24 protein-coding genes are annotated in these 24,335 nt (G+C 44.0%); all 24 read left to right on the top strand.

Annotated features, from left to right (window positions below; genetic code table 11):
* Positions 1-89 precede the first annotated feature (89 nt).
* The 24 genes from rfbA (at position 90) to EUBC25_RS01745 (ending at position 24,334) form a co-directional block, all read left to right on the top strand.
* A complete protein-coding gene (rfbA, locus tag EUBC25_RS01860) occupies positions 90-986 on the top strand; it encodes a glucose-1-phosphate thymidylyltransferase RfbA (RefSeq protein ID WP_230106559.1) in 897 nt (298 codons plus the stop codon).
* 27 nt (positions 987-1,013) lie between these two features.
* Positions 1,014-2,045 (top strand): dTDP-glucose 4,6-dehydratase, encoded by a 1,032-nt coding sequence (rfbB, locus tag EUBC25_RS01855; protein ID WP_230106558.1) that lies wholly within the window; start codon positions 1,014-1,016, stop codon positions 2,043-2,045.
* Positions 2,045-2,986: a dTDP-4-dehydrorhamnose reductase gene (rfbD, locus tag EUBC25_RS01850; protein ID WP_230106557.1), complete on the top strand. Its 942-nt coding sequence runs from the start codon at positions 2,045-2,047 to the stop codon at positions 2,984-2,986. Before rfbB ends, rfbD begins: the two co-directional genes overlap by 1 nt.
* Positions 2,987-3,028: 42 nt before the next feature.
* Positions 3,029-3,637: a dTDP-4-dehydrorhamnose 3,5-epimerase gene (rfbC, locus tag EUBC25_RS01845; protein WP_230106556.1), complete on the top strand. Its 609-nt coding sequence runs from the start codon at positions 3,029-3,031 to the stop codon at positions 3,635-3,637.
* Between the two features lie 179 nt (positions 3,638-3,816).
* The gene (locus EUBC25_RS01840) at positions 3,817-5,643 is read left to right on the top strand and encodes a glycosyltransferase family 2 protein (protein ID WP_230106555.1); all 1,827 of its coding nucleotides are present in this window, start codon (positions 3,817-3,819) and stop codon (positions 5,641-5,643) included.
* A 4-nt stretch (positions 5,644-5,647) separates the two neighbouring features.
* The gene (locus EUBC25_RS01835) at positions 5,648-6,601 is read left to right on the top strand and encodes a glycosyltransferase family 2 protein (RefSeq protein WP_230106554.1); all 954 of its coding nucleotides are present in this window, start codon (positions 5,648-5,650) and stop codon (positions 6,599-6,601) included.
* A 146-nt stretch (positions 6,602-6,747) separates the two neighbouring features.
* The gene (locus EUBC25_RS01830) at positions 6,748-7,872 is read left to right on the top strand and encodes an LCP family protein (protein WP_230106553.1); all 1,125 of its coding nucleotides are present in this window, start codon (positions 6,748-6,750) and stop codon (positions 7,870-7,872) included.
* Positions 7,853-8,791 (top strand): glycosyltransferase family 2 protein, encoded by a 939-nt coding sequence (locus EUBC25_RS01825; protein ID WP_230106552.1) that lies wholly within the window; start codon positions 7,853-7,855, stop codon positions 8,789-8,791. Before EUBC25_RS01830 ends, EUBC25_RS01825 begins: the two co-directional genes overlap by 20 nt.
* Before the next feature lie 103 nt (positions 8,792-8,894).
* A complete protein-coding gene (locus EUBC25_RS01820; protein WP_230106551.1) occupies positions 8,895-10,238 on the top strand; it encodes an LCP family protein in 1,344 nt (447 codons plus the stop codon).
* 33 nt (positions 10,239-10,271) lie between these two features.
* Positions 10,272-11,849, top strand: a complete 1,578-nt coding sequence (locus EUBC25_RS01815) for a hypothetical protein (protein WP_230106550.1) — start codon at positions 10,272-10,274, stop codon at positions 11,847-11,849.
* Positions 11,850-12,009: 160 nt separating this feature from the next.
* On the top strand, positions 12,010-13,836 hold the full coding sequence (gene glmS, locus EUBC25_RS01810) for a glutamine--fructose-6-phosphate transaminase (isomerizing) (protein ID WP_230106549.1): 1,827 nt from the start codon (positions 12,010-12,012) through the stop codon (positions 13,834-13,836).
* A 14-nt stretch (positions 13,837-13,850) separates the two neighbouring features.
* Positions 13,851-14,951 (top strand): UDP-galactopyranose mutase, encoded by a 1,101-nt coding sequence (gene glf, locus EUBC25_RS01805; protein ID WP_230106548.1) that lies wholly within the window; start codon positions 13,851-13,853, stop codon positions 14,949-14,951.
* 160 nt (positions 14,952-15,111) lie between these two features.
* The gene (locus EUBC25_RS01800) at positions 15,112-16,380 is read left to right on the top strand and encodes a S1C family serine protease (protein WP_230106547.1); all 1,269 of its coding nucleotides are present in this window, start codon (positions 15,112-15,114) and stop codon (positions 16,378-16,380) included.
* Between the two features lie 312 nt (positions 16,381-16,692).
* Positions 16,693-17,928 (top strand): serine hydroxymethyltransferase, encoded by a 1,236-nt coding sequence (locus EUBC25_RS01795; RefSeq protein ID WP_230106546.1) that lies wholly within the window; start codon positions 16,693-16,695, stop codon positions 17,926-17,928.
* A 41-nt stretch (positions 17,929-17,969) separates the two neighbouring features.
* A complete protein-coding gene (locus tag EUBC25_RS01790; protein ID WP_230106545.1) occupies positions 17,970-18,248 on the top strand; it encodes a metal-sensing transcriptional repressor in 279 nt (92 codons plus the stop codon).
* Between the two features lie 126 nt (positions 18,249-18,374).
* Positions 18,375-18,632 carry a spore coat associated protein CotJA gene (locus EUBC25_RS01785; protein WP_230106544.1) on the top strand — a complete coding sequence of 86 codons (258 nt, stop codon included), beginning with the start codon at positions 18,375-18,377 and terminating at the stop codon, positions 18,630-18,632.
* The gene (locus EUBC25_RS01780) at positions 18,632-18,904 is read left to right on the top strand and encodes a spore coat protein CotJB (protein ID WP_230106543.1); all 273 of its coding nucleotides are present in this window, start codon (positions 18,632-18,634) and stop codon (positions 18,902-18,904) included. Before EUBC25_RS01785 ends, EUBC25_RS01780 begins: the two co-directional genes overlap by 1 nt.
* 3 nt (positions 18,905-18,907) lie before the next feature.
* Positions 18,908-19,519, top strand: coding sequence for a manganese catalase family protein (locus EUBC25_RS01775; RefSeq protein WP_230106542.1), 612 nt, complete (start codon positions 18,908-18,910; stop codon positions 19,517-19,519).
* 181 nt (positions 19,520-19,700) lie between these two features.
* Positions 19,701-20,849: an FtsW/RodA/SpoVE family cell cycle protein gene (locus EUBC25_RS01770; protein WP_230107528.1), complete on the top strand. Its 1,149-nt coding sequence runs from the start codon at positions 19,701-19,703 to the stop codon at positions 20,847-20,849.
* A 129-nt stretch (positions 20,850-20,978) separates the two neighbouring features.
* Positions 20,979-21,818 (top strand): DegV family protein, encoded by an 840-nt coding sequence (locus tag EUBC25_RS01765; RefSeq protein ID WP_230106541.1) that lies wholly within the window; start codon positions 20,979-20,981, stop codon positions 21,816-21,818.
* Between the two features lie 51 nt (positions 21,819-21,869).
* Positions 21,870-22,112 (top strand): hypothetical protein, encoded by a 243-nt coding sequence (locus EUBC25_RS01760; protein WP_230106540.1) that lies wholly within the window; start codon positions 21,870-21,872, stop codon positions 22,110-22,112.
* A gap of 229 nt (positions 22,113-22,341) precedes the next feature.
* A complete protein-coding gene (gene mraZ / locus EUBC25_RS01755) occupies positions 22,342-22,782 on the top strand; it encodes a division/cell wall cluster transcriptional repressor MraZ (RefSeq protein ID WP_230106539.1) in 441 nt (146 codons plus the stop codon).
* A gap of 12 nt (positions 22,783-22,794) precedes the next feature.
* Complete coding sequence (rsmH, locus tag EUBC25_RS01750; RefSeq protein ID WP_230106538.1) at positions 22,795-23,730, top strand: 16S rRNA (cytosine(1402)-N(4))-methyltransferase RsmH; 936 nt, start codon at positions 22,795-22,797, stop codon at positions 23,728-23,730.
* 55 nt (positions 23,731-23,785) lie between these two features.
* A complete protein-coding gene (locus tag EUBC25_RS01745) occupies positions 23,786-24,334 on the top strand; it encodes a hypothetical protein (protein ID WP_230106537.1) in 549 nt (182 codons plus the stop codon).
* The last annotated feature ends 1 nt before the right edge of the window (position 24,335 follow it).

Raw genomic sequence — 24,335 nt, 5'->3', positions numbered from 1 at the left:
GGTGACCTAAGGTCACCTTTTATAATGCATGTAGATGGAAATACTGAAAGAAAAGACAGCAATCAAAATTACATTTCAGGAGGATAAAAATGAAAGGTATTATTTTAGCAGGCGGTTCGGGCACACGGCTTTATCCATTGACAATGGTAACATCCAAACAGCTGTTGCCGATTTATGACAAACCGATGATCTATTATCCAATGTCGGTACTTATGAATGCGGGAATCCGTGATATTCTCATTATTTCCACACCGCAGGATACCCCCAGGTTCCAGGAGCTTTTAGGTGACGGCCATCAGTTTGGCGTGGAGCTTTCCTATGCGGTACAGCCAAGTCCGGACGGACTGGCACAGGCCTTTATTATCGGAGAAGAATTTGTGGGAGACGATACAGTTGCTATGGTTCTCGGAGATAATATTTTTGCAGGACATGGCCTGAAAAAGAGACTTCGTGCAGCTGTGGAAAATGCCCAGTCCGGAAAAGGAGCTACTGTATTCGGGTACTATGTAGATGATCCGGAGCGTTTCGGTATTGTGGAATTTAATAAAGAGGGGAAAGCGGTTTCTATTGAGGAAAAGCCGGAACACCCAAAGAGCAACTATTGTGTCACAGGTCTTTATTTCTATGACAACAAAGTTGTAGAATATGCGAAAAATCTGAAGCCAAGCGCCCGAGGAGAGCTGGAGATCACGGATCTGAACCGGATCTATCTGGAAGAAGGGAAGTTAAATGTAGAACTTCTTGGACAGGGCTTTACCTGGCTGGATACAGGAACACATGAGAGTCTTGTAGATGCCACTAATTTTGTAAAAACAATGGAAACCCATCAGCACAGAAAGATTGCCTGCCTGGAAGAGATCGCTTATTTGAATGGATGGATCTCCCAGGAAGAAGTGCTTAAAGTTTATGAAGTGCTGAAAAAGAATCAGTATGGGCAGTATTTAAAAGACGTTCTGGATGGAAAATATCAGGACGGATTATACTAAAAAAGAAAGCAGATAGGAGTAAGTATTATGAACATTATCGTTACCGGCGGAGCCGGCTTTATCGGAAGCAATTTTATTTTTCACATGTTAAACAAATACTCGGACTACCGGATCATTTGTCTGGATTGTCTGACCTATGCAGGAAACTTATCTACACTGGCGCCTGTTATGGATAATCCTAACTTCCGTTTTGTAAAGGAGAGTATTACAGACCGTGAAGCTGTCTATAAACTTTTTGAAGAGGAACATCCGGACATGGTGGTAAACTTTGCAGCAGAGAGCCATGTAGACCGATCCATTGAAAATCCGGAAGTATTTCTTGACACAAATATTAAAGGAACTGCAGTTTTAATGGATGCCTGCAGAAAATATGGAATCCAGAGATATCATCAGGTATCTACAGATGAAGTTTACGGAGATCTGCCTCTGGACCGCCCGGATCTTTTCTTTACAGAGGAGACACCGATCCATACAAGCAGCCCGTACAGCTCTTCCAAAGCAGGCGCTGACCTTCTTGTACTGGCTTATCACAGGACATATGGACTTCCGGTTACTATCAGCAGATGTTCCAATAACTACGGGCCATATCATTTCCCGGAGAAACTGATTCCGCTTATGATTGCCAATGCGCTGAATGACAAGCCGCTTCCGGTTTATGGAAAAGGGGAAAATGTCCGCGACTGGCTTTATGTAGAAGATCACTGCAAAGCGATTGACCTGATCATTCACAAAGGCCGTGTGGGAGAAGTTTACAACATCGGCGGACATAATGAAATGAAAAATATTGATATTGTAAAGATCATCTGCAAAGAGCTTGGTAAGCCGGAAAGCCTGATCACTTATGTGGAGGACAGAAAAGGGCACGATATGCGTTACGCTATTGATCCGACCAAGATCCACAATGAGCTTGGATGGCTGCCGGAGACAAAGTTTGCAGATGGAATTAAGAAGACGATCCAGTGGTATCTGGACAACAAGGAGTGGTGGGAGACGATCATTTCCGGAGAGTATCAGAACTACTATGAGAAAATGTATGGAAACCGGAAGGAGATGGAATAATGAAGGTTCTTGTAACAGGTGTAGCAGGTCAGCTGGGCCACGATGTAATGAATGAGCTGGCGGGGCGCGGTTATGAGGGAATCGGATCAGATATCCAGGAAGTGTACAGCGGGATTCAGGACGGTACGGCCGTGACTTCTATGCCTTATGTGCAGATGGATATTACAGATGCAGACTGTGTAAAGCGCGTGATCTCGGAAGCTGCTCCGGATGCGGTCGTGCACTGCGCGGCGTGGACAGCAGTAGATCTTGCAGAAGAGGAAGAAAAGAAGCCGATCGTCCAGGCGGTAAATGTGGACGGCACAAGAAATATTGCCAAAGTCTGCAAAGAGCTGAACTGCAAAATGGTTTATTTAAGCACGGATTATGTGTTTGACGGACAGGGAGAGACGCCTTGGGATCCTGACTGCAAAGATTACAAGCCTCTCAATGTTTATGGGCAGACAAAACTGGAAGGGGAGCTGGCTGTTTCAGAGCTTCTGACAAAATATTTCATTGTACGAATTGCATGGGTATTTGGGAAAAATGGAAAGAATTTCATCAAGACCATGTTAAATGTGGGAAAGAATCATGATACCATTAAGGTAGTCAATGACCAGATCGGCACGCCGACCTACACCTTTGACCTGGCAAAGCTTCTTGTTGACATGATCGAGACGGAAAAATATGGTTATTATCATGCTACAAACGAGGGCGGCTATATCAGCTGGTATGATTTTACCAAAGAAATCTTCCGTCAGGCTGTGGAAATGGGCCATGAAGAGTACAGTGAGGACAAGGTGAAAGTCCTTCCGGTCACAACAGAGGAATATGGTGTATCCAAAGCGGCAAGGCCGTTTAACAGCAGGCTGGATAAGAGCAAGCTGACAGACAATGGATTCCATCTGCTTCCTACATGGCAGGATGCGCTGAACAGATATTTGAAGGAAATCGACTTCTAAAAAAGTGGTTTCGGTGAAAAAGAGAAGAGGAGAAGATCATAAATGGGACAGATCAAAGTAGAAAAGAACGCTGGCGGCATTGAGGGCCTGTGCGTGATCGAGCCGGCCGTTCACGGCGATGCCAGAGGCTATTTCATGGAGACATACAATCAAAGAGATATGGAAGAGGCGGGGCTTACCATGCAGTTTGTCCAGGACAATCAGTCCTGTTCTTCCAAAGGTGTTTTGAGAGGGCTTCATTTCCAGAAAGAGTTTCCCCAGGGAAAACTTGTCAGAGTGATCAAGGGCGCTGTCTTTGATGTTGCGGTGGATTTAAGAAGTGACAGCAAAACGTATGGAAAATGGTTCGGCATCGAGCTGACAGAAGAAAATAAGAAACAGTTTTATATTCCGGAAGGCTTTGCCCATGGCTTCCTGGTATTAAGCGATGTGGCAGAATTTTGTTATAAATGTACAGATTTCTATCATCCGGGCGACGAGGGCGGACTTGCCTGGAACGATCCTGAGATCGGCATTACCTGGCCGTCTCTTACCGGAGAGTATAAAGGCAGTGCTTCCGGGGAAGGCTATCATCTGGAAGATGGCACAAAGCTGAATTTAAGCGATAAGGATCAGCTCTGGAGGGGGCTTAAGGATACGTTCCACTTCTAGGAACAAAGAGAGTGAGGGCAGAAGCTAAGAGAGGCTTCTGCCTTTTTACTTTAATCAGGAAACGATTGCGGAACTCTTTGCTCTTTATTGTGGCAGTTATGCGGTTTTTGTGGTAAAATGACATATAACCATGTGAAAGTGAAACAGAAAAGAAAAAGTGAGGATATAAATAGAAATATATGGAAACATATAAGATCAGCTGGATAAAATTTTTGAAAAAATTATCTCCCTACAATATAAAAAAGGGGATTCTGTATTTTAAGCATTTTGGACCAAAGGAATTTTGGGTCAGACTGACGGAGCGGTTTCAGACAGATGATGTGGATTATGAGGAGTGGTATCGTAATCACAGACCGTCAGAAGAAGAACTGGAGAGGCAGCGGAAGGAAAAGTTTGACTACATGCCGCTGATCAGTATTTTAGTACCTGTATACAATACGCCGGAAAGCTTTTTAAAACAGATGATCCAGTCTGTGAGAGCACAGACCTATGGAAATTGGGAGCTCTGTATCGCTAATGCGAATCCGGGAAACAAAGAGGTAGGAGACATCTTAAGAATTGCATCAGAAAAGGATAAAAGGATCCGGGTGACCGATGTTCCGGAAAATGAGGGGATTGCGCAGAATACAAATGCAGCCCTGAAGATCGCCTCCGGAGAATATGTGGGACTTCTTGACCATGATGATCTTTTGACAAAAGACGCCCTCTATGAGGTGGTAAAAGCGCTTAATCAGCAGGAAAAGCCGGAGATGCTCTACTCTGATGAAGATAAGGTGACAACAGATCTTACCGAACATTTTCAGCCTTATATGAAACCGGATTTCAATCTGGATCTTTTGAGATCCAATAATTATATCTGTCACTTCTTTGTGGCAAAGAAATCGCTGATCGAAGATGTGGGAGCCTTCCGGGGGGAATTTAACGGAGCACAGGACTATGATCTGATCCTGCGCTGCAGTGAAAAAGCAGCGGGGATTGCTCATATTCCAAGGATCCTCTATCACTGGAGAGTGCATAAGGCTTCTACAGCGGATAACCCGGCGAGTAAAATGTATGCATTTGATGCGGGAAAGAGTGCCATCGAGGATCATCTTAAGCGGTGCGGCCAGGACGGAGAAGTTTCCCATGCGAAGGATCTGGGATATTACAGAGTCAAATATGAGGTGAAAGGCAGTCCGCTTGTTTCTATTATCATCCCTAACAAGGATGAAGTGGAAAGCCTGGACAAATGCCTCCAGTCCATAGAAAAATCAACCTATAAAAATTACGAGATCATTGTTGTGGAAAACAACAGTGTAAAGGACGAAACCTTTGCCTATTACAAAAAAATTGAGGCAAAAGGTGTAAAGGTTGTATATTGGGAAAAAGGATTTAACTATTCCGCTATCAATAATTACGGAGCCAGTTATGCGAAAGGAGACTATCTTCTTCTTCTCAATAATGATGTGGAAGTGATCACCCCTGACTGGCTGGAGGAAATGCTGGGCAACTGCCAGAGAAAAGAAGTGGGAATCGTCGGCGTGAAATTATACTATCCGGACGATACGGTACAGCATGCCGGAATTATTGTGGGAATTGGCGGGATTGCCGGCAATATTTTTGTAGGTCTCCCGAGACGGTATACAGGCTATTTCCATAAGGCTTCCGTTCAGCAGGATCTCTCTGCAGTCACAGCGGCCTGCATGATGGTAAAGCGGTCTGTCTATGAGGCTGTAAAGGGACTGGATGAGAAGCTTCAGGTTGCCTTCAATGATGTGGATTTCTGCCTCCGGGTGAGAAAAGCAGGATATCTGGTTGTGTATAACCCCTATGCGGAATTGTATCATTATGAATCAAAGACAAGAGGTTCGGAAGACACCAAGGAGAAAGTGCGCAGATTTCAAAGTGAAATTGAATATATGCGAAGCCATCACCTGGATATACTGAAGAACGGAGATCCAATGTATAACAGAAATCTGACGCTGACAAAATGGGATTATTCCCTGAAAAACAATCAAAAAGGATAAAACTATGTGTAAAGTGACAGTTGTAATACCAAACTATAAAGGTGAAAAATATCTGCTTCCCTGTCTGAAGTCCGTGTATGAGATGACAGGGATACCGGTACATGTCATTGTTGTGGATAATGGATCCTCAGACAGCAGCATTGAGACGGCGAAAGAGCGTTATCCGCAGACGGAGTTTATCTGTTTTTCGAAGAACTATGGCTTCTGCCGTGCGGTCAATGCAGGGATTAAAGCAAGCCGTACGCCCTATGTCATCCTTTTGAATAATGATACAAAAGTAAGAGAAGGGTTTGTGGAAAATCTGCTTCACAGAATAGAAGAAAATGAAAGATGTTTTTCGGTGGAAGCGAAAATGCTGCAGTATCAGGATCCGGGTAAAATGGACAGCGCCGGAACCTTTTACAATGCTCTTGGATGGGCTTTTGCCAGAGGACGGGACGGAGATGCACAGAAATATGACAGGCCCTGCAGCGTATTTGCCGCCTGCGCAGGCGCTGCCATATACCGACGGGATGTGTTTGAAAAAATCGGATATTTTGACGAAAGACATTTTGCTTATCTGGAAGACATAGATGTGGGATACCGGGCAAGGATATACGGCTATGTGAATCTCTATGAACCGTCAGCGGAAGTCATTCATGTAGGAAGCGCTTCCAGCGGTTCCCGGTACAATGTTTTTAAGACGAAGTATTCTTCCAGAAATAATGTTTATTTGATTTATAAGAACATGCCTTTTTTGCAGATTCTTCTGAACAGTCCCTTCCTTTTGGCCGGGTTTGCGGTAAAAACGGTATTTTTCTTCCGGAAAGGTCTGGGAAAGGAATATGTAAAGGGGCTGCTTGCTGGTGTGAAAATCTGCCGGAAGGAAAATAAAGTGTCTTTTCAAAAGGGAAATTTGAAAAATTATCTCCTGATACAGGCTGAATTGTGGAGAAATCTTTTTCGAAAGCGATCATAGCGTGAATGAAGGTTAATGAAGTCTTAAGATAGTTTCCCTTGCCCTCGGCGAAAAAGTATTGTATCATAATAAAAGTGTTTCTATAGCGTTGGTATGTACTGACGCTTTTATTTAAGTAAAAATGTCTGTTACCATGGAGAAGATAGATGCGAGAAGAGAAAAGAATAAAGAGAAGAGAAAAGGAACTGCAGAAAAGGAAGCGAAAGAGAAGAAGGAAAAGGCGTGTGGCGGTTCTTGTGATAGAGCTGGTTATTCTGTGTGTGCTTGGAGCAGTAGCCTTTGGTATGTTCAAACTGGATAAGTTGAATCATACGGTATTTAATGAAGACAGCATTTTGAATAATGGGGTTAACCAGGAAGGGTTTAAAAATATTGCACTGTTTGGAACAGACAACAGGGCAGGAGAGACATCCGGGGTAAGAAGTGACTGTATTATCGTGGCCAGTATCAATACAAACACGAAGGAAGTAAAAATGCTTTCTGTGTATCGCGACACCATGCTTCAGCAGGCTGACGGGACATATGATAAAGCAAATTCTGCGTATGCTACAGGCGGCGCTGAGGCGGCTATCAATATGCTGAATAAAAATCTGGACTTGGATATCACAGATTATGTTACAGTAAATTTCCTTGCATTGGCAGATGCGGTAGATTTATTGGGCGGAATTGAATTGGATCTTACAGAAGAGGAAGTTGTCCACATGAATAATTACTGCGTGGAAACTTCAGAAATTACCGGGAAGGATTATGAAAGAATTGAGCCGGAGGTTGCTGGAACCTACCAGCTGAATGGGGTACAGGCAGTTTCCTATGCCCGGATCCGTTATACTGCCGGAGGAGATTTTGAGCGTACCTCCCGTCAGAGGCTTGTGATTGAAAAACTGGTGGAAAAAGCCAAAAGCGCCAATCTGGGAACTATCAATAAGGTGATCGATGCTGTTTTCCCGGAAATATCAACAAGTTTTTCTTCCACAGAGATCATAGGACTTGCGGCTGATGTTTTCAATTATGAGCTGGGAGAGAACAGCGGATTTCCGTTTACGCCGGAGACTCCGGAATCTATTCCGGGATACTCGGGTTCCTATGTAGTGGCAGCAGGTTTGGCGGATAATGTAAGACAGGCCCATGAGTTCCTCTTCGGAGATGAGGATTATGAACCGACAGAAGTTGTTCGGGGAATCAGTGACGAACTTTCTGAAATGACAGGGATATATCCGCAGTCAGATGAGGAGCAGACGGAGGATACACAAAATGAGACCGGAAGTGAATAGACAGATCGTAGATGTGATCATACCGGTGTATAAACCGGGAAAAGATTTTTATAAGCTGGTGGAAAGGCTGGCGAAACAGACAGTTCCCATAAGGCATATCCATATTATGCACACTGTGGATGGTTTGGATCTGTCAGAATTAACCGGGAAGTATGAGAATCTTCTGCTTACAGAGATACGGCCGGAAAAGTTTGATCATGGCGGGACAAGAGATCAGGCTGCCCGTATGTCAGATGCGGATATTCTTGTGTTTTTTACACAGGATGCTCTGCCAAAGGGAAAAGATTTGATTGAAAATTTGATAAGGCCCCTTGAAAATGATAAGACGGCAGTCTCTTTTGCACGGCAGCTGCCAAGAGAGGATTGTGCTATTATTGAACGGTATGTAAGGAAATTTAATTATCCGGAGAAAAGCCGGATAAAGTCAGAAGAGGATCTGGAAGAACTGGGAATAAAAACCTTTTTTTCTTCGAATGTCTGTGCAGCTTACAACAGAAGAATTTATCTTGAGGTGGGCGGATTTGAAAAGCAGACTATTTTAAATGAGGATATGCTGTTTGCTGCCAGATGTATCAAACAGGGTTACAGCGTGTCTTATACAGCAGAAGCAAAGGTGATCCATTCTCATAATTACACACATTTGCAACAGTTCAGGAGAAATTTTGATGTGGCAGTTTCACAGGCACAGCACCCGGAAATTTTCTGTGGGATAAAGTCGGAAAAAGAAGGGATACGGCTGGTAAAGAGTGGGGCAGTATATCTTCTAAGGACCGGCAGACCGTTTAAAGTACTATCGCTGTTCTGGGGAAGCGCAGTAAAATATGCAGGATTTTTTATGGGGAAACATTACCGGAGCCTTCCTAAAAGGATGATTCTTTGCTGTACCATGTTTCCGGCATACTGGAAGCGGGTAATGTGAAAAAAGAGGGGTAAAATATTGAAAAAAAGCATAAAGTAATGTATTATGTTGTTTGAAATGTTTGAAGCGCGGAAAGAAACTGTACCAAAGAAAGGATGTTACCATGGCAGGTAGAGGGCGAAAAAGAGGCCGGCGTAAGCGCCACAGTTTTGCAGCGTGGTCGCTTGGGAAAAAAATAGGAGTCATTTTTGGCGGAGTTGCATTTGCGGTGCTTTCGACAGCGGCAGTGCTGCTGGCTGGAAAGATGAGTAAGATAGAAACAACCAAAATTGATACAGACAAGTTGAATATATCTTCAGAAGTGGAGCATGAGGAGGGATATACGAATATCGCTCTTTTTGGTCTGGATTCCAGAGAAAACAGCCTTGGAAAGGGAAATCGGAGCGATACGATTATGATCGCAAGTCTCAATAATGAAACAAAAGAGGTAAAACTGGTCTCCATATACCGGGATACGCTGCTCCAGCTGGATGACGGAAGTTATAATAAAGCAAATTCCGCTTACTCTTTTTATGGACCGGAAGGCGCGATTTCCATGATCAATAAAAATCTGGATATGAATATTGAAAAGTATGTCACGGTCAATTTCAATGCACTGGTAGATGTGATCGATGCAGTGGGAGGACTGGACATAGAAATGACGGAAGAGGAAGTTGTCCATATGAACAATTATTGTGTGGAGACTTCTGAAGTAACGGGTAAAAGCTACACAAAAATCGAGCCTGAGGTTGCGGGAACCTATCATTTAAATGGGGTGCAGGCTGTTTCTTACTCCAGAATCCGTTATACAGCCGGTGGAGATTTTGAACGGGCATCCAGACAGCGGCACGTGCTGGAACTGATTGCCAATGAAGCGCAGTCTATGAGCCTTGGAACCATTAATAAGATCATTGATGAAGTTTTTCCACAGATTTCCACTAATTTTACTTTGACAGAAATGGTAAGCTATGCGAAAGACTTTGCGAAATATACACTGGGAGACTCTTTGGGCTTTCCGTCAAAGAATACGACAGATATGCTGAATGAAGTGGGAAGCGTTGTCATTCCGGATACGCTTTCGACAAATGTGCAGGAGGTTCATCAATTTTTGTTTGGCAATGATGGATATACAGTCTCCAGTACGGTTCAGGATATCGAATATGGAATTTCAGAGAGGGCGTCCAGCTCATCCTATGACAGTTCCGGAGAGACCTGGGAAGATGACAGCGGAGAGACTTATGATGACAGTTATGATACGGGATATGACTCTTCCTATTATGATGATGGAACGGATGATTCCAGCTGGGATAGCAGTGGAACTGGAGACAGTGGCTATACAGATACGGGGACATCGGACGGATGGACCGATTCCGGCACTGATTCCGGCGCGGGTTATGGAGATGGGTCAACTGACAGCGGATATGTAGATGACAGCGGAGGCGGCAGCGAATATTCTGGCACGGAATAAATAATGCAAATAATGCATAAGAGAGGTAATGATATGAAATTATTAAAAAAAATGACGGCAGTCATCATAACTCTGTGTATGACTGTTATGGTTCTGCCTTTCAGCGTAAATGCAGCTGAACCGCAGCTTCGATTTTCAGATCCTACTACTACACAGGGGGCGACTTTTGATGTGGAGGCAACCTTCTATGCAGATGCGGGAATCGGTGATGTCAATGCAACTCTGACCTATGATGCGGCGGCATTGAAATTTATCAGCGGAGATGGAGCGACAGCCAGCAACGGACAGATTCAGTTGACCGGAAACGGCGGCGGCAGTACAGAGATGAAATGGACGCTTCAGTTTCAGGCTCTGGCAGTTCAGACTACAAGTATCACGATCGCTTCAGTAAGTGCTTCTTCTACTGACGGGACATCGTTCCAGGTGACGCAGGGAAGCTCCACTATCACAATTGGCGAAGGGGATCCTTCTCTGATCGATAGCACAGATTCTTCAGGAGAAACAGGTGCTGCATCCGGCGTTCAGGTAGATGTTGACGGACAGACATACAGTGTGGTGGACTTTTCTGATATCCTGATCCCTACTGGCTTTACTAAGACAGAAATGACCTTTGAAGGCCAGACCTGCCCGGCAGCGCTGCAGGAGAGCAGCGGGAAATACGCCGTTTATCTTGCTGATTCGGCGGGAGAAGAGAATTTCTTTCTCTATGACCCGGATGGAGGAACATTTTCTCCGTTTGAACAGATTGAGATCTCACAGGACAGATATATTATTCCTCTGACAGAGGAGGTAGGAAGCCAGCTGCCAAGTAATCTGCAGGAAACCACTTTTACAGTCAATGGCAAAGATTTTCCGGCATGGCAGAATGTAGATTCTACGGATTATTATGTATTGTATGCACTGAACAGTGATGGGGAGAAAGGATTCTATCAGTACGATTCCACAGATGATACTTATCAGAGATATACTCCGGATACTTCTTCACAGGAAGAGCAGAACGAATCATCTTCTTTACTCGGAGGACTGATCGATACATTGCGGGATAATCTGGACAGATTCCTTGTGGGAACCTGGGTATTATTCCTTATCTTCCTTATTATCATCATTATTCTTGCAATCAAGCTTCGGCACCGCAATCTGGAACTTGACGATCTATATGACGAGTACGATATTGATGTGGATGAAGAGGAAGATAAGAAGGCCTCGAAAAAAGCTGCAAAAGATAAGAAGGCTCCGGCAGCGAAAAAGGAAAAAGCGTCAAAAGCTAAGGCGGCAGTAATGGAAGACGATGATTTCGACGATGACTTTGACGATTATGATGACGGCTTTGAATATGAAGATGACGACTTTGATGATTACGAAGACGATGGAGAAGATTTTGAAGAGGATGATTTCTCGGCCAATGATGATTTCGAAGAAGACGATGATTTCGATGATGATGTTTTCCGCGTACAGTCCCGTGAGTCGGTTGAAGACGATATAGATGACCTTGATGCTCTTCTGGAGGCAAGAGTTCGTGAGCCGGCTAAAAGACCGCCGCGTACGCCAAAGAAGAGAAGTCATGCTGAGGAAGACGATACCTTTAAAATGGATATTATCGATCTTGATTAAAAGAAGAAAAAAGGGAAGGTGCAGTTGCTGCAGCTTCCTTTTTTCTTGTCTAATAGGAAATTTCTTTGTCTTTACATGCAGATGCAAATTTGATACAATACAATTTGATAGTGCAAAAAAAACGGATGTTTGTACAAAGAGAAAGTAAAGGAGATAAATTATGTGTGGAATAGTTGGATATATTGGAAAGCTGCAGGCAGCACCTATTCTCTTGGATGGTTTGGAAAAGCTGGAATACCGGGGATATGACTCTGCCGGGATTGCGGTCTATGACGGAAAGGAAATCAACATGCTGAAAGCTCAGGGACGCCTGAAGGTGTTGAATGAGATCAGCCATGGGGGAGAGAAACTTCCCGGAACCCTTGGAATCGGGCATACGCGCTGGGCCACTCATGGGGCTCCGTCCGATATCAATGCGCATCCACATTTTAATGCAGATAAAAGTATCGTTGTTGTTCACAACGGAATTATTGAAAATTATTTGAAATTGAAGAAAAAACTGGAAAAAAGGGGATATAAATTTGTCTCTGAAACGGATACTGAGATTATAGCACATCTTCTGGACTATTATTATGACGGGAATCCTCTCCGGGCGATTACAAAAGTTATGCATCGTATGGAAGGATCTTATGCACTGGGAATTATTTTCAGCGACCATCCGGAAGAATTGTATGCGGTGCGTAAAGACAGCCCTTTGATCGTAGGTCATACAGATGGAGGAAGCATTATTGCGTCTGACGTACCTGCAGTACTGAAATACACGAGAGATGTTGTATTTATAGAAAATGAAGAGATCGTGCGGCTGACAGAAGAAAGCATGGAGTTTTTCAATGTAGATGAGGAACCTATTGAGAAGACGGCAACTCATATTGACTGGGATGTGAATGCGGCAGAAAAAGGCGGATATGAGCACTTTATGCTGAAAGAAATGTATGAGCAGCCAAAAGCGATCATGGATACATTTTCACCCAGACTTAAAAACGGAAATATTATGATCGAAGAGCTGGGAATGTCAGAGGAAGATATCAGAAGTATCCGCAAGATTATGATTGTGGCCTGCGGAAGCGCTTACCATACGGGTATGACAAGCAAGTATGTCTTTGAAGGTCTGGCAAGGATACCGGTAGAAGTAGATCTGGCTTCTGAATTTAGATACAGAAATCCAATCCTGGATGAAGGAACGCTTCTCATTGTAGTGAGTCAGTCGGGTGAGACAGCAGATACTCTTGCGGCTCTTCGGGAAGCAAAAGATAAAGGTGTCAGAGTTCTTGGAATTGTCAACGTAGTGGGAAGCTCTATTGCAAGGGAGGCAGATAATGTAATGTATACATGGGCCGGACCGGAAATAGCGGTCGCTACTACAAAGGCTTATTCTGCACAGTTGATATCTTTGTATCTGCTTGCAATGAAGTTCGCTCATGTCAGAGGAGAATTAAGCGACAAAGGTCTGGCAGATATGATAGAAGAGCTGAAGGAGCTGCCGACACAGGTGGAGATGCTTCTCAATAACAAAAACAAAATACAGAAGTTTGCAAACCGTTACCTTGCAGCCAAGAGCATTTTCTTTATCGGAAGAGGAATCGATTATGCAATTTCCCTGGAAGGGTCTCTGAAGCTGAAGGAGGTTTCCTATATTCATTCAGAAGCGTATGCGGCCGGAGAACTGAAGCACGGAACCATTTCTCTGATCGAAGAAGGTACTCTGGTATGTTCTGTCCTTACACAGGAAGAGTTGTACAAAAAGACGATCAGCAATATGGTAGAAGTAAAGACAAGAGGAGCATTTGTGATGGCGGTCACAAATGTAGACAATACGGAAGTGGAAAAGGCAGCAGATTATGTGATCTATCTTCCGAAAACCAATAAATTTTTTACCAACTCCCTGGCAATCATTCCTTTGCAGCTTTTCGGATACTATGTTGCCGTAGGCAGAGGATGCGATGTGGATAAACCGAGAAATCTGGCAAAATCTGTCACTGTAGAATAAAAGGAGCTGAAAAGATGAAATATGACTATCTGATAGTGGGAGCGGGACTGTTTGGAGCAGTATTTGCCCACGAGGCGGGGAAAAAAGGGAAAAAGTGCCTGGTGGTGGATCGGAGAAATCATATTGGGGGAAATATTTATACAGAAGAAATAGAAGGTATCCAGGTTCATCGGTATGGGGCCCATATTTTCCATACTTCAAACAAGGAAGTGTGGGAGTATGTGAACCGGTTCGCAGAATTTAATCATTATATCAATTCGCCTATTGCTGTTTATAAAGATGAACTGTATAATCTTCCTTTTAATATGAACACTTTCAGTAAGATGTGGAATATAAAAACCCCCGCAGAGGCGAAGGAGATCATTGACAGGCAGATTGCAGATCTTGGAATTACAGAGCCGGCCAATTTGGAAGAACAGGCGCTGTCTCTTGTGGGGCGTGATGTTTATGAGAAACTGATAAAAGGGTACACAGAAAAACAATGGGGACGAAAGTGTACAGAACTTCCGGCCTTTATTATCCGCCGTCTGCCCCTTCGTTTTACGTATGACAATAACTATTTTAACGATCGGTATCAGGGAATCCCCATCGGCGGCTATACCGCGATTATTAAGAAGCTTCTGGAACAGGCAGATGTAAAACTTGGGACCGATTATCTGAAGGAGCGGGAAACATACAAAGATATGGCGGACCGTATTGTTTTTACCGGTATGATAGATGAATATTTTGATTATATACTGGGAGCGTTGGAATACAGGAGCGTCCGTTTTGAGACAGAGGTTTTGGACTGCCCTAACTACCAGGGCAATGCGGTGGTAAATTATACGGAAAGGGAAGTTCCCTATACAAGAATCATCGAGCATAAACATTTTGAGTTCGGCACTTCGGATAAGACTGTGATTTCCAGAGAATATTCATCAGAATGGAAGGTGGGGGATGAGCCTTATTATCCGGTCAATGATGAGCGGAACAGCAGTCTGTATGAGAAATATAAGGAGCTGGCGGAAAAAGAGAAACGAGTAGTTTTTGGCGGCCGGCTGGGCGCTTACAAGTACTATGATATGGATAAAGTGATTCTGGCAGCGCTCGAATTAGCTGAAAAAGAATTGAATTAGAGCAGCGCCGGTATACAAAGAAATGCGGCTGAATCCGTGAAAATTCTTTTGTATACTGACGCTTTCAACATTTTTTAATTGATTTATCACAATTTATACACAATTATAAGTTAGACTACAATCATAGAAACAAAAGAAAGACATGAAAGGAGTCTTAACTATGAGTAATGAGTATAATTATTACAATCCTAATCCAGAGGATTTCGATCATAATAATATTTTTGATGAACAGCCAAAACAGGAGAAACCAAAAAAGCCAAAAAAGAAAATGCCAAAATGGGCGGGAGTTGTCGGCCTGGCCCTTGTATTTGGAATTGTTGCAAGTGCTGCCTTCCAGGCAAGCAATGTGGTATTTGACAGGGTGACAGGAAATGATACAAAGACAGTGAAGCAGTCTTCCACATCAGGGAACACGCAGCTGACACAAACTGCCAGCACAGTGACATCGGATGTTTCACAGATTGTAGAATCAGCTATGCCGTCCATCGTGTCTATCACAAACATGAGTGTACAGGAAGTGCAGAATTTCTTCGGACAGACACAGCAGGAAGAAAGCACAAGCCTTGGTTCCGGTATTATCATCGACCAGAGTGATTCAGAGCTTTTGATCGTAACTAATAATCATGTGGTGGAAGGTGCAGATACACTGACAGTTACATTTGTAGATAATGAAAGTGTAGAGGCCAATATAAAAGGAACGGATTCGGCACGGGATCTGGCAGTAGTCGCAGTGCCGGTAGATTCTATTAAGGATTCCACCATGGAAGAGATCAGTATTGCCTCCCTTGGAGATTCTGATGAACTTCAGGTAGGCGAACCTGCCATTGCAATTGGAAATGCACTTGGATATGGACAGTCTGTAACAACTGGTATTATCTCTGCGACAGACCGGGAGCTGGATGGATTTGACGGAAAACTGATCCAGACAGATGCAGCGATCAATCCTGGAAATAGTGGAGGAGCGCTGCTTAACGCTAATGGACAGGTGGTTGGTATTAATACGGCCAAGATCAATTCCAGTGTTGCGGAAGGTATGGGATATGCAATCCCGATCAGTGACGCAAGCGATATCATTACTTCACTCATGAATCAGGAGACAAAGACAAAAGTTTCTGAAGAAGAGCAGGGATATCTTGGAATTACCGGAGTAGATGTATCAGATGACAGCTCTGAAATGTACAATATGCCTACAGGCGTATATATCAGGGAGGTATCTAAAGGCAGCGGAGCAGAGCAGGCAGGCCTTGCACAGGGTAATATTATAACAGCTATCAACGGAACAACTGTTGACAGCATGTCTACTTTAAAGGAACAGCTTACTTACTATAAAGTCGGTGAAACTGTGGAACTGACAGTACAGGTTGCAGCAAACGATGGTTCCTATCAGGAACAGACAGTATCTGTAACTCTGGGAACTGCAAGTGAATAAAAAACAAAAGTGCGGCGGTAAAATCCACCGCACTTCTTTTTATTATCCGGGATGTGTGGTATAATGTCCACGTAGGCAATGAGCCGTGCAAAAATGCAAAAGGACAAAATACCTGCTTGCAGGTATTTTTGGCGTTTTGTATTTTTATAGGGCGAAGCCCGTGAGCGAGAGCCCGAAGGGTTCGAGCTTGGCAGGGCGAATGAGATTTGAGTTCGCTGAAAAATAGGGCGAAGCCCGTGAGCGAGAACCTGGAGGGTTCGAGCTTGGCAGGGCGAATGAGGCTTGCAAGGCTACTTAAAAAGGAGGAAAAGGATGTACGCTTTTGAGGACATTAGAAAAACGGACAGCGAAATAGCAGATGCTATTGTAAAGGAGATGGAAAGACAGGATTCCCATTTGGAACTGATTGCTTCCGAAAACTGGGTAAGCAAGGCAGTTATGGCGGCTATGGGAAGTCCCTTGACAAATAAATATGCAGAAGGGTATCCGGGAAGAAGGTATTATGGCGGATGTGATTACGTTGATGTAGTAGAGAATCTGGCAAGGGAGAGAGCAAAGAAACTTTTTGGATGCGAGTATGTCAACGTGCAGCCTCATTCAGGAGCACAGGCAAATATGGCAGTTTTCTTTGCCATGCTGAAACCGGGGGACAAGATTCTTGGAATGAATCTGGATCAGGGAGGGCATCTGACCCATGGATCACCGGTGAATTTCTCGGGAAATTATTTTCAGACCTCCTTTTACGGAGTAAATGAGGAAGGTTTTATTGATTATGAAGAGGTGCGCCGTATTGCTTTAGAGGAAAAGCCGAAACTGATCATTGCAGGGGCAAGCGCCTATGCAAGAAAAATCGATTTCAAGAAATTCCGCGAGATTGCTGATGAGGCAGGTTCCTACCTTATGGTAGACATGGCTCATATTGCAGGACTTGTAGCGGCAGGCCTTCATCAAAGCCCGATTCCGTATGCAGATGTTGTGACAACTACAACACATAAGACTCTGAGGGGACCGAGGGGAGGCATGATCCTTTGCAACCAGGAAGCAGCGGACAAATTTAATTTTAATAAAGCAGTATTCCCTGGTATACAGGGAGGCCCGCTGGAGCATGTGATTGCCGGAAAAGCAGTCTGTTTTAAAGAAGCGCTTCAGCCTGAATTTCGCGAATATCAGGAACAGATTGTAAAGAATGCCCAGGCATTGGCCCGGGCTTTGATGGAAAGAGGAGTAAAACTGGTATCAGGAGGCACAGACAACCATTTGATGCTGGTTGATCTAAGCCAGGAAGAGGTAACAGGAAAAGAACTGGAAAAACGTCTGGATGCTGCTCATATTACATGTAATAAAAATACAATTCCAAACGATGCCAGAGGACCGATGGTGACAAGCGGAGTGAGGCTTGGAACACCTGCAGTTACCACTCGCGGATTAAAGGAAGAGGATATGGAGCACATTGCAGAAGCTATTTCTCTTGTGATTAAAAGTGAGGATAATATTGGAAGGGCACAGGAAATCGTAGCGCAGCTTACAAAGAAATACCCGCTGATCTAACAAAAAAGTACAGGCCTGAAATAGAGGAGGAAGGCGAAAGAATGAAAACAAAACACAGAAATGATGAAGAATACAGAAAACTGATGAATCGTCTGAACCGCGTGGAAGGCCAGGTTCGGGGAGTAAAAAAAATGCTGGAAGAAGAGCAGTACTGTGTTGATATTCTCACACAGGTGTCTGCAATTCAGGCGGCGCTTAATTCTTTTAATAAAGAGCTTTTATCCAGCCATATACATTCCTGTGTGGTAAGTGAAATACAGAACGGAAATACAGAAGTGGTAGATGAATTGTGTGAATCTATCAAAAAGCTTATGAAATAGTGTGCTATCAGTAAAGGGCAGTCTCCCGGAGCAAGGGGACTGCCTTTTGTAGTATGATGCCAATCACATTTTTATTCCAATCCCATACAATAATATTGTAGATTGTTATGGAAGGAGTAATGACACATGCAGAATTACCGGTATCAGTCCCAGGACTGCAGGAGAGGACAGCAAAGAAGCTTTTCTGCTCAGGGAATGCAGAGACAAAGTTCGTGCTGCGCAGAAAGAAAAGAAGTAGCCGGTCTTTCAGACCTGGCCCTTGCCATGGCGTATGTACCATGGCAGGAGTGGCGTGAAATATACGATCTGGAGAAGGGATTTTGCTGCGGCACGATTTTTCGCGAGCTGCATAAACCATTTTTAGGAGCAGGAGGGAGAAGATAATGGCAGATAACAGGCCCTGCAGGAGAGACCTGCTTCAATGGATCAATGTAGTTAGTTTCGCCGTAGATGATGTAAAGCTTTTTCTGGATACCCATCCCTGTAATTCCCAGGCTCTCGCCTTTTTTGAGGAATGTCAGGAACAAAGAAATCGGGCATTGAAAGAGTATGCCAGGTATTACGGACCTCTGACTGTGGATGCGGCAGATCTGTCTCAGACAGACAGGTGGAACTGGATCAATGAGCCATGGCCATGGCAGGAAGGGGGATGTTAATTTATGTGGAATTATGAAAAAAGATTGCAGTATCCTGTGAAAATCACTCAGACAAATCCCAAAATAGCACAGGTGATCATCAGTCAGTTCGGAGGCCCTGACGGAGAACTCGGAGCTTCGATGCGCTACCTTGCCCAGAGGTATACTATGCCTTACAAAGAAGTGACAGGAATACTCACAGATATCGGAACAGAAGAATTGGCACATCTCGAGATGATCTGTGCAATTGTCTACCAGCTTACGAAAGACCTGACGCCGGAAGAGATTGAGAAATCCGGATTTGATAAATATTATGTGGATCATACTCTGGCACTCTGGCCGCAGTCGGCAGGAGGAGTGCCATGGAGCGCGACTACATTCCAGTCCAAAGGAGACCCTGTTACAGACCTTCATGAAGATATGGCGGCAGAGCAGAAGGCAAGAACAACTTATGACAATATTCTAAGACTTGTGAAGGATCCGGAAGTGGCAGATCCTATCCGTTTCCTGCGGGAAAGGGAGATTGTGCATTACCAGAGATTCGGCGAGAGTCTGCGCATTGTGCAGGATCATCTTGACAGTAAAAACTTTTATGCTTTTAACCCGGAATTTGATATGGGGAGATGTACGAAATAATATAAAGATAAACGCGGCTGGATACTTAGGAAAAATTCCTCATTGTCATTCCAGACATATGCCGTTATAATAATAGCGATTGGAGTGTAAATAAATGGAGAATAAAAATACGAAAGTAACACAGATTCCGAAAAGAGGCCGCGGTGAGCACAGAGGCCGGTCAGCGCAGGCCAGAGAGAGTATGGGGGCAAGAATGAAAAGCGGTATGAAATATTTTGACTACAGCCTTGTGGCGGTTATTGTATTTCTTATATGCTTTGGTCTGGTCATGCTCTACAGTGCCAGCGCTTACTCGGCAGAAGTCAATTATTCGGGGGACAGTATGCATTATTTTAAAAGGCAGCTGTTTTTCTGTATCGTGGGAGGCGCGGGAGCATATGTCGTATCGCTGTGGGATTATCATAGAGTTGCCAAGCATGCGAAAAAAATCTTTTTCTTTTCTATTTTCCTGATGGCTCTTGTAAAGACGCCGCTTGGAGTGGAAGTAAACGGGGCGACAAGATGGATTGCCCTTCCGTTTGGACAGCAGCTTCAGCCTGCCGAGGTGACGAAAATAGCTGTCATTGTTTTTGTCCCGGTCGTTATATGCCAGATGGGGAAAGAGATCCGGACTCTGGCAGGAGTGATTCGGGCAATCAGCTGGGGATTGCTGGCAGCAGGCTGTGTATATTTTCTGACAGAAAATTTGAGTACAGCAGTTATCGTGCTGGGAATTACCTGTATGATGGTCTTTATTGTTCATCCCAAGACAGCTCCGTTTATTGCCCTGGTTGTTCTGGGAATCATTGCTCTTGTAGTGGGGGCGACCATCCTGGGAAGTATGATACAGGCGGGTGATCTGGGAGATAATTTCCGGCTTCGGCGTATCATTGTATGGCTGGATCCGGAAAAACATGCTTCTGATTATGGCTATCAGGTCGTACAGGGGCTTTATGCTATTGGTTCCGGCGGCTTTTTTGGGAAAGGTCTTGGAAACAGTACGCAGAAGCGACTGATACCAGAAGTGCAAAATGACATGATCCTTTCGGTTATCTGCGAGGAGCTGGGAGTGTTTGGGGCCATTATGGTCCTGGTTCTGTTTGGCCTTTTGCTGTACAGGCTTATGGTAATTGCACAGAATGCTCCGGATATGTATGGAGCTTTAATTGCCAGCGGTATCTTTTCCCACATTGCGCTTCAGGTATTTCTGAATGTTGCGGTTGTAATTAATTTGATTCCCAATACCGGAATTACGCTGCCATTCATCAGCTATGGAGGGACATCATTACTTTTTCTGATGTTGGAAATGGGTGTCGCGCTTGGAATTTCAAGAAAAATAAAGATGCAATGATAGAAAAGCCTTTTCAATCTTCCTATTATATGCTATGATATATAAGTGGTTTTTGAAACTACATACACTAGAAGTCAATGACGTTAATGCTAGATATTGAAGATAGAAATGTAGGAGGATGGAAGGAAGATGAGCTATAAAATAATCGTGGACAGCTGCGGAGAGCTGACAAAAGAAATGAAAGAGTCGGAGGTTTTTGAAACAGCGTCTTTGAGTATAGACATAGATGGCCATCATATTGTGGATGATGAATCTTTTGACCAGAAAGAATTTTTAAAAATCGTGGCGGAAAGTCCCAATTGTCCGAAATCGTCCTGTCCGTCACCGGAAGCTTATATGGAAGGATACCACTGCGAGGCGGAAAGGGTCTATGCAGTGACTCTGTCAGCAGAACTCAGTGGATCTTATAACAGTGCAGTGCTTGGAAAGAATCTTTATCATGAAGAGTATGGAGAGAAGGATATCTATGTTTTTAATTCACGTTCTGCATCTGTGGGAGAAACCCTTATTGCTTTGAAAATCGAAGAATGTGAGAAGAAAAATTTGAGCTTTCACGAAGTCGTCCGGCAAGTGGAGGAATATATTGAAGAACAAAATACGTATTTTGTTCTGGAAACTCTGGAAACATTGAGAAAAAACGGACGTTTGACGGGGCTGAAGGCAATTGTGGCAACGGCGCTGAATATAAAACCGGTAATGGGAGCTACACCACAGGGAGTAATCTGCCAGCTTGGACAGGCAAGGGGTATAAAGAAAGCTCTGGTGAAAATGGTGGATGAAGTTGTGAAAGATGTGAAAAGGCCCGAGGAGAAGACGCTTGCCATCAGTCATTGCAACTGCCTGGAGAGAGCGGAAGCGGTGAAGAGGATGATTCTGGAGAAGGTTTCACCGAAAAAGGTCATTATTCTGGATACAGCCGGAATCAGCAGTATGTATGCGGCAGACGGCGGTATAATCGTAGTTGTATAATCCCTGCCTTTGTGATATAATGTTATCCAGTTGACAAAGGAGTACAAAGATATGAGTCAGGAAAAAGTAGATAAATATAAAAAGGAAAAGGCGAACCGTAAGCAGATCATGCAGAAACAGAAAGTGCGTCACCTGCTAAGGCGCTGCATAGTGGCAGTATTGGGATTGGCTCTGGTGTGCTGGATTGGTTATTCGGCATATGGCGTGTATGAGGACAGCAGACCGCAGGAGAGTGCGGAAGTTGATTATTCAGCCATCACTGACTATGAAACAAATCTGAACGGAACAGAATAGATGCTCATAAAAGTAAATTGTGAGACAAAGAACAGGAATTTTTTCCTGTTCTTTTTTTGTTGCACAGGAAAACTGGGTTCCCATCACATTTTATTAAGGAATTTTTAGAAAAAAGGGCTTGAAATCAATAGTAAAGTGGTTTACAATGGTTTCAAGTGGTAGAAAGTGGCGAAAAGTGGTATAAAGTGGTGCGAAAGTGGCAGACCGCTTTGAAAGAAGGTGAGTTCTAATGTTGAAAGGAGAATACAGTCACAATATCGATCCCAAAGGAAGGCTGATTATTCCGGCTAAATTCCGTGACGATTTAGGGGAGCATTTCGTCATAACAAAAGGGATGGAAAATTGCCTGTATGTATATCCGGAAAACGAATGGAACGCCTTTGAAGAAAAACTGAACGCCTTACCAACGACCACAGATAAAAAAGCCAGAGCTTTTGCATATTTCTTTCAGGGAAGTGCAACAGACGGCGACCTTGATAAGCAAGGTAGAACACTGATTCCATCTGTTCTTAGAGAATACGCTAAACTTGGAAAAGAAGTTGTGTTTATCGGTATGGGGAAGCGTGCCGAGATCTGGGACAAGGCCAGATGGGATGAAAAGAATGCTGAAGTGGAGCTTTCTATCGAAGATATTGCATCAGATATGGAAGCAAACGGATTCAGTATCTAAGAGGGAGAAGATATGGGATTCAGTCACAAATCAGTATTGCTTGAAGAAACTGTAAATGGACTTAACATCAAGCCGGACGGCATATATGTAGACGGAACGCTTGGTGGAGGCGGACATGCATATGAAATATGCAGGCGTCTCGGAAACAAGGGGAGTATTGTAGGAATAGACCAGGATGAAGCCGCCGTGGAAGCGGCAGGCATCCGCTTAAAAGACTTCGGGGAGAAAGTTACAATAGTCAGGAGCAACTATTGTGATATGAAGTCGCAGCTCCAAAAGTTAGGCATTGACAAGGTCGATGGGATCGTGCTTGATCTGGGCGTATCTTCCTATCAATTGGATACGGCAGAGCGGGGATTCTCCTATCGCGAAGATGCACCTCTGGATATGAGAATGGACAGGCGTCAGAAAATGACGGCCAGAGACATCGTCAATGACTATAGTGAGATGGATCTTTATCGCGTGATCCGTGACTACGGGGAGGACAAGTTTGCAAAAAACATTGCCAGGCATATTGTGGCGGAACGCGCGAAAAGACCCATTGAAACAACCGGACAGCTGGTGGAGATCATCAGACATGCCATACCGATGAAATATCAGAAAAAGTCAGGGCATCCGGCAAAGAGAACCTTTCAGGCAATTCGTATTGAGTTGAACAGAGAGCTGGAGGTTTTAAGAAATTCACTGGATGATATGATCGATTTGCTGAATCCGGGAGGAAGATTGTGTATCATTACGTTTCATTCACTGGAAGACAGGATTGTAAAGAGTGCATTTAAAAAGAATGAGGATCCATGTACCTGTCCCAAGGATTTTCCGGTGTGTGTGTGCGGAAAAGTTTCAAAAGGGAGTATTGTTACAAAAAAACCGATTTTGCCAGGTGAGGAGGAAATGGAGGAGAACAGCCGCTCTAAGAGCGCAAAACTCCGCATTTTTGAACGAAACTAAAAAAACGGCAGAAACGGAAATAGAAGGAGTATAAAAAAGAAAGGGGACGATGAAGATGGCAGCAGGAAGAACTTCAAAGAGGCAGACAGCAGCATACAGCAGAAGAAGCAATCCCCAATCTATGTATGTATATGGGAATGCAGTTCCAAAGCCGGAGTATACCCCGGAGAGGGAACCGGAAAAACGCAGGAGAGATCCGCAGCATACAAGAAGAAGCCGTCAGATTCGTCAAAACCAGAGGAAGGCTTTAAAAGTCAACAAGGGTTATGTTATTTTTCTTACGGTAGCAGCTGTACTTGCGCTGGTAATCTGCGTGAATTATGTGAGACTTCAGTCACAGATTACGAGCCGCTCCAGGAACATTACTGCAATGCAGGAAGAACTGGCGGATATGAAAGAGGAGAATACAACAAAGTATAATACGATCATGGATTCTGTCAACCTGGAAGAGGTGCGCGATAAAGCTATCAATGAGTTGGGCATGGTGTATGCCGATAAAGATCAGATTGTAGAATATGATAATCCGAATGGAGACTATGTAAAGCAGTATGAGGAGATACCGGATGACGGAATGCTTGCAAGCTCCAAGGATGTACAGAATTAAG

Origin of the sequence: Claveliimonas bilis (genome assembly GCF_020892095.1) — a bacterium.
Taxonomy (GTDB): domain Bacteria; phylum Bacillota; class Clostridia; order Lachnospirales; family Lachnospiraceae; genus Claveliimonas; species Claveliimonas bilis.
This window is presented reverse-complemented; position numbering and strand designations above follow the sequence as displayed.

Coding starts and splice junctions, on each gene's coding strand:
- EUBC25_RS01760 (WP_230106540.1), top strand. CDS start 21,870: ATGAGTCAGGAAAAAGTAGATAAATATAAAAAGGAAAAGGCGAACCGT.
- mraZ (WP_230106539.1), top strand. CDS start 22,342: ATGTTGAAAGGAGAATACAGTCACAATATCGATCCCAAAGGAAGGCTG.
- EUBC25_RS01785 (WP_230106544.1), top strand. CDS start 18,375: ATGCAGAATTACCGGTATCAGTCCCAGGACTGCAGGAGAGGACAGCAA.
- EUBC25_RS01840 (WP_230106555.1), top strand. CDS start 3,817: ATGGAAACATATAAGATCAGCTGGATAAAATTTTTGAAAAAATTATCT.
- rfbC (WP_230106556.1), top strand. CDS start 3,029: ATGGGACAGATCAAAGTAGAAAAGAACGCTGGCGGCATTGAGGGCCTG.
- EUBC25_RS01780 (WP_230106543.1), top strand. CDS start 18,632: ATGGCAGATAACAGGCCCTGCAGGAGAGACCTGCTTCAATGGATCAAT.
- EUBC25_RS01790 (WP_230106545.1), top strand. CDS start 17,970: ATGAAAACAAAACACAGAAATGATGAAGAATACAGAAAACTGATGAAT.
- EUBC25_RS01775 (WP_230106542.1), top strand. CDS start 18,908: ATGTGGAATTATGAAAAAAGATTGCAGTATCCTGTGAAAATCACTCAG.
- EUBC25_RS01765 (WP_230106541.1), top strand. CDS start 20,979: ATGAGCTATAAAATAATCGTGGACAGCTGCGGAGAGCTGACAAAAGAA.
- rfbB (WP_230106558.1), top strand. CDS start 1,014: ATGAACATTATCGTTACCGGCGGAGCCGGCTTTATCGGAAGCAATTTT.
- EUBC25_RS01830 (WP_230106553.1), top strand. CDS start 6,748: ATGCGAGAAGAGAAAAGAATAAAGAGAAGAGAAAAGGAACTGCAGAAA.
- EUBC25_RS01800 (WP_230106547.1), top strand. CDS start 15,112: ATGAGTAATGAGTATAATTATTACAATCCTAATCCAGAGGATTTCGAT.
- rsmH (WP_230106538.1), top strand. CDS start 22,795: ATGGGATTCAGTCACAAATCAGTATTGCTTGAAGAAACTGTAAATGGA.
- EUBC25_RS01745 (WP_230106537.1), top strand. CDS start 23,786: ATGGCAGCAGGAAGAACTTCAAAGAGGCAGACAGCAGCATACAGCAGA.
- EUBC25_RS01770 (WP_230107528.1), top strand. CDS start 19,701: ATGGGGGCAAGAATGAAAAGCGGTATGAAATATTTTGACTACAGCCTT.
- EUBC25_RS01820 (WP_230106551.1), top strand. CDS start 8,895: ATGGCAGGTAGAGGGCGAAAAAGAGGCCGGCGTAAGCGCCACAGTTTT.
- rfbD (WP_230106557.1), top strand. CDS start 2,045: ATGAAGGTTCTTGTAACAGGTGTAGCAGGTCAGCTGGGCCACGATGTA.
- EUBC25_RS01815 (WP_230106550.1), top strand. CDS start 10,272: ATGAAATTATTAAAAAAAATGACGGCAGTCATCATAACTCTGTGTATG.
- rfbA (WP_230106559.1), top strand. CDS start 90: ATGAAAGGTATTATTTTAGCAGGCGGTTCGGGCACACGGCTTTATCCA.
- EUBC25_RS01795 (WP_230106546.1), top strand. CDS start 16,693: ATGTACGCTTTTGAGGACATTAGAAAAACGGACAGCGAAATAGCAGAT.
- EUBC25_RS01825 (WP_230106552.1), top strand. CDS start 7,853: ATGAGACCGGAAGTGAATAGACAGATCGTAGATGTGATCATACCGGTG.
- EUBC25_RS01835 (WP_230106554.1), top strand. CDS start 5,648: ATGTGTAAAGTGACAGTTGTAATACCAAACTATAAAGGTGAAAAATAT.
- glmS (WP_230106549.1), top strand. CDS start 12,010: ATGTGTGGAATAGTTGGATATATTGGAAAGCTGCAGGCAGCACCTATT.
- glf (WP_230106548.1), top strand. CDS start 13,851: ATGAAATATGACTATCTGATAGTGGGAGCGGGACTGTTTGGAGCAGTA.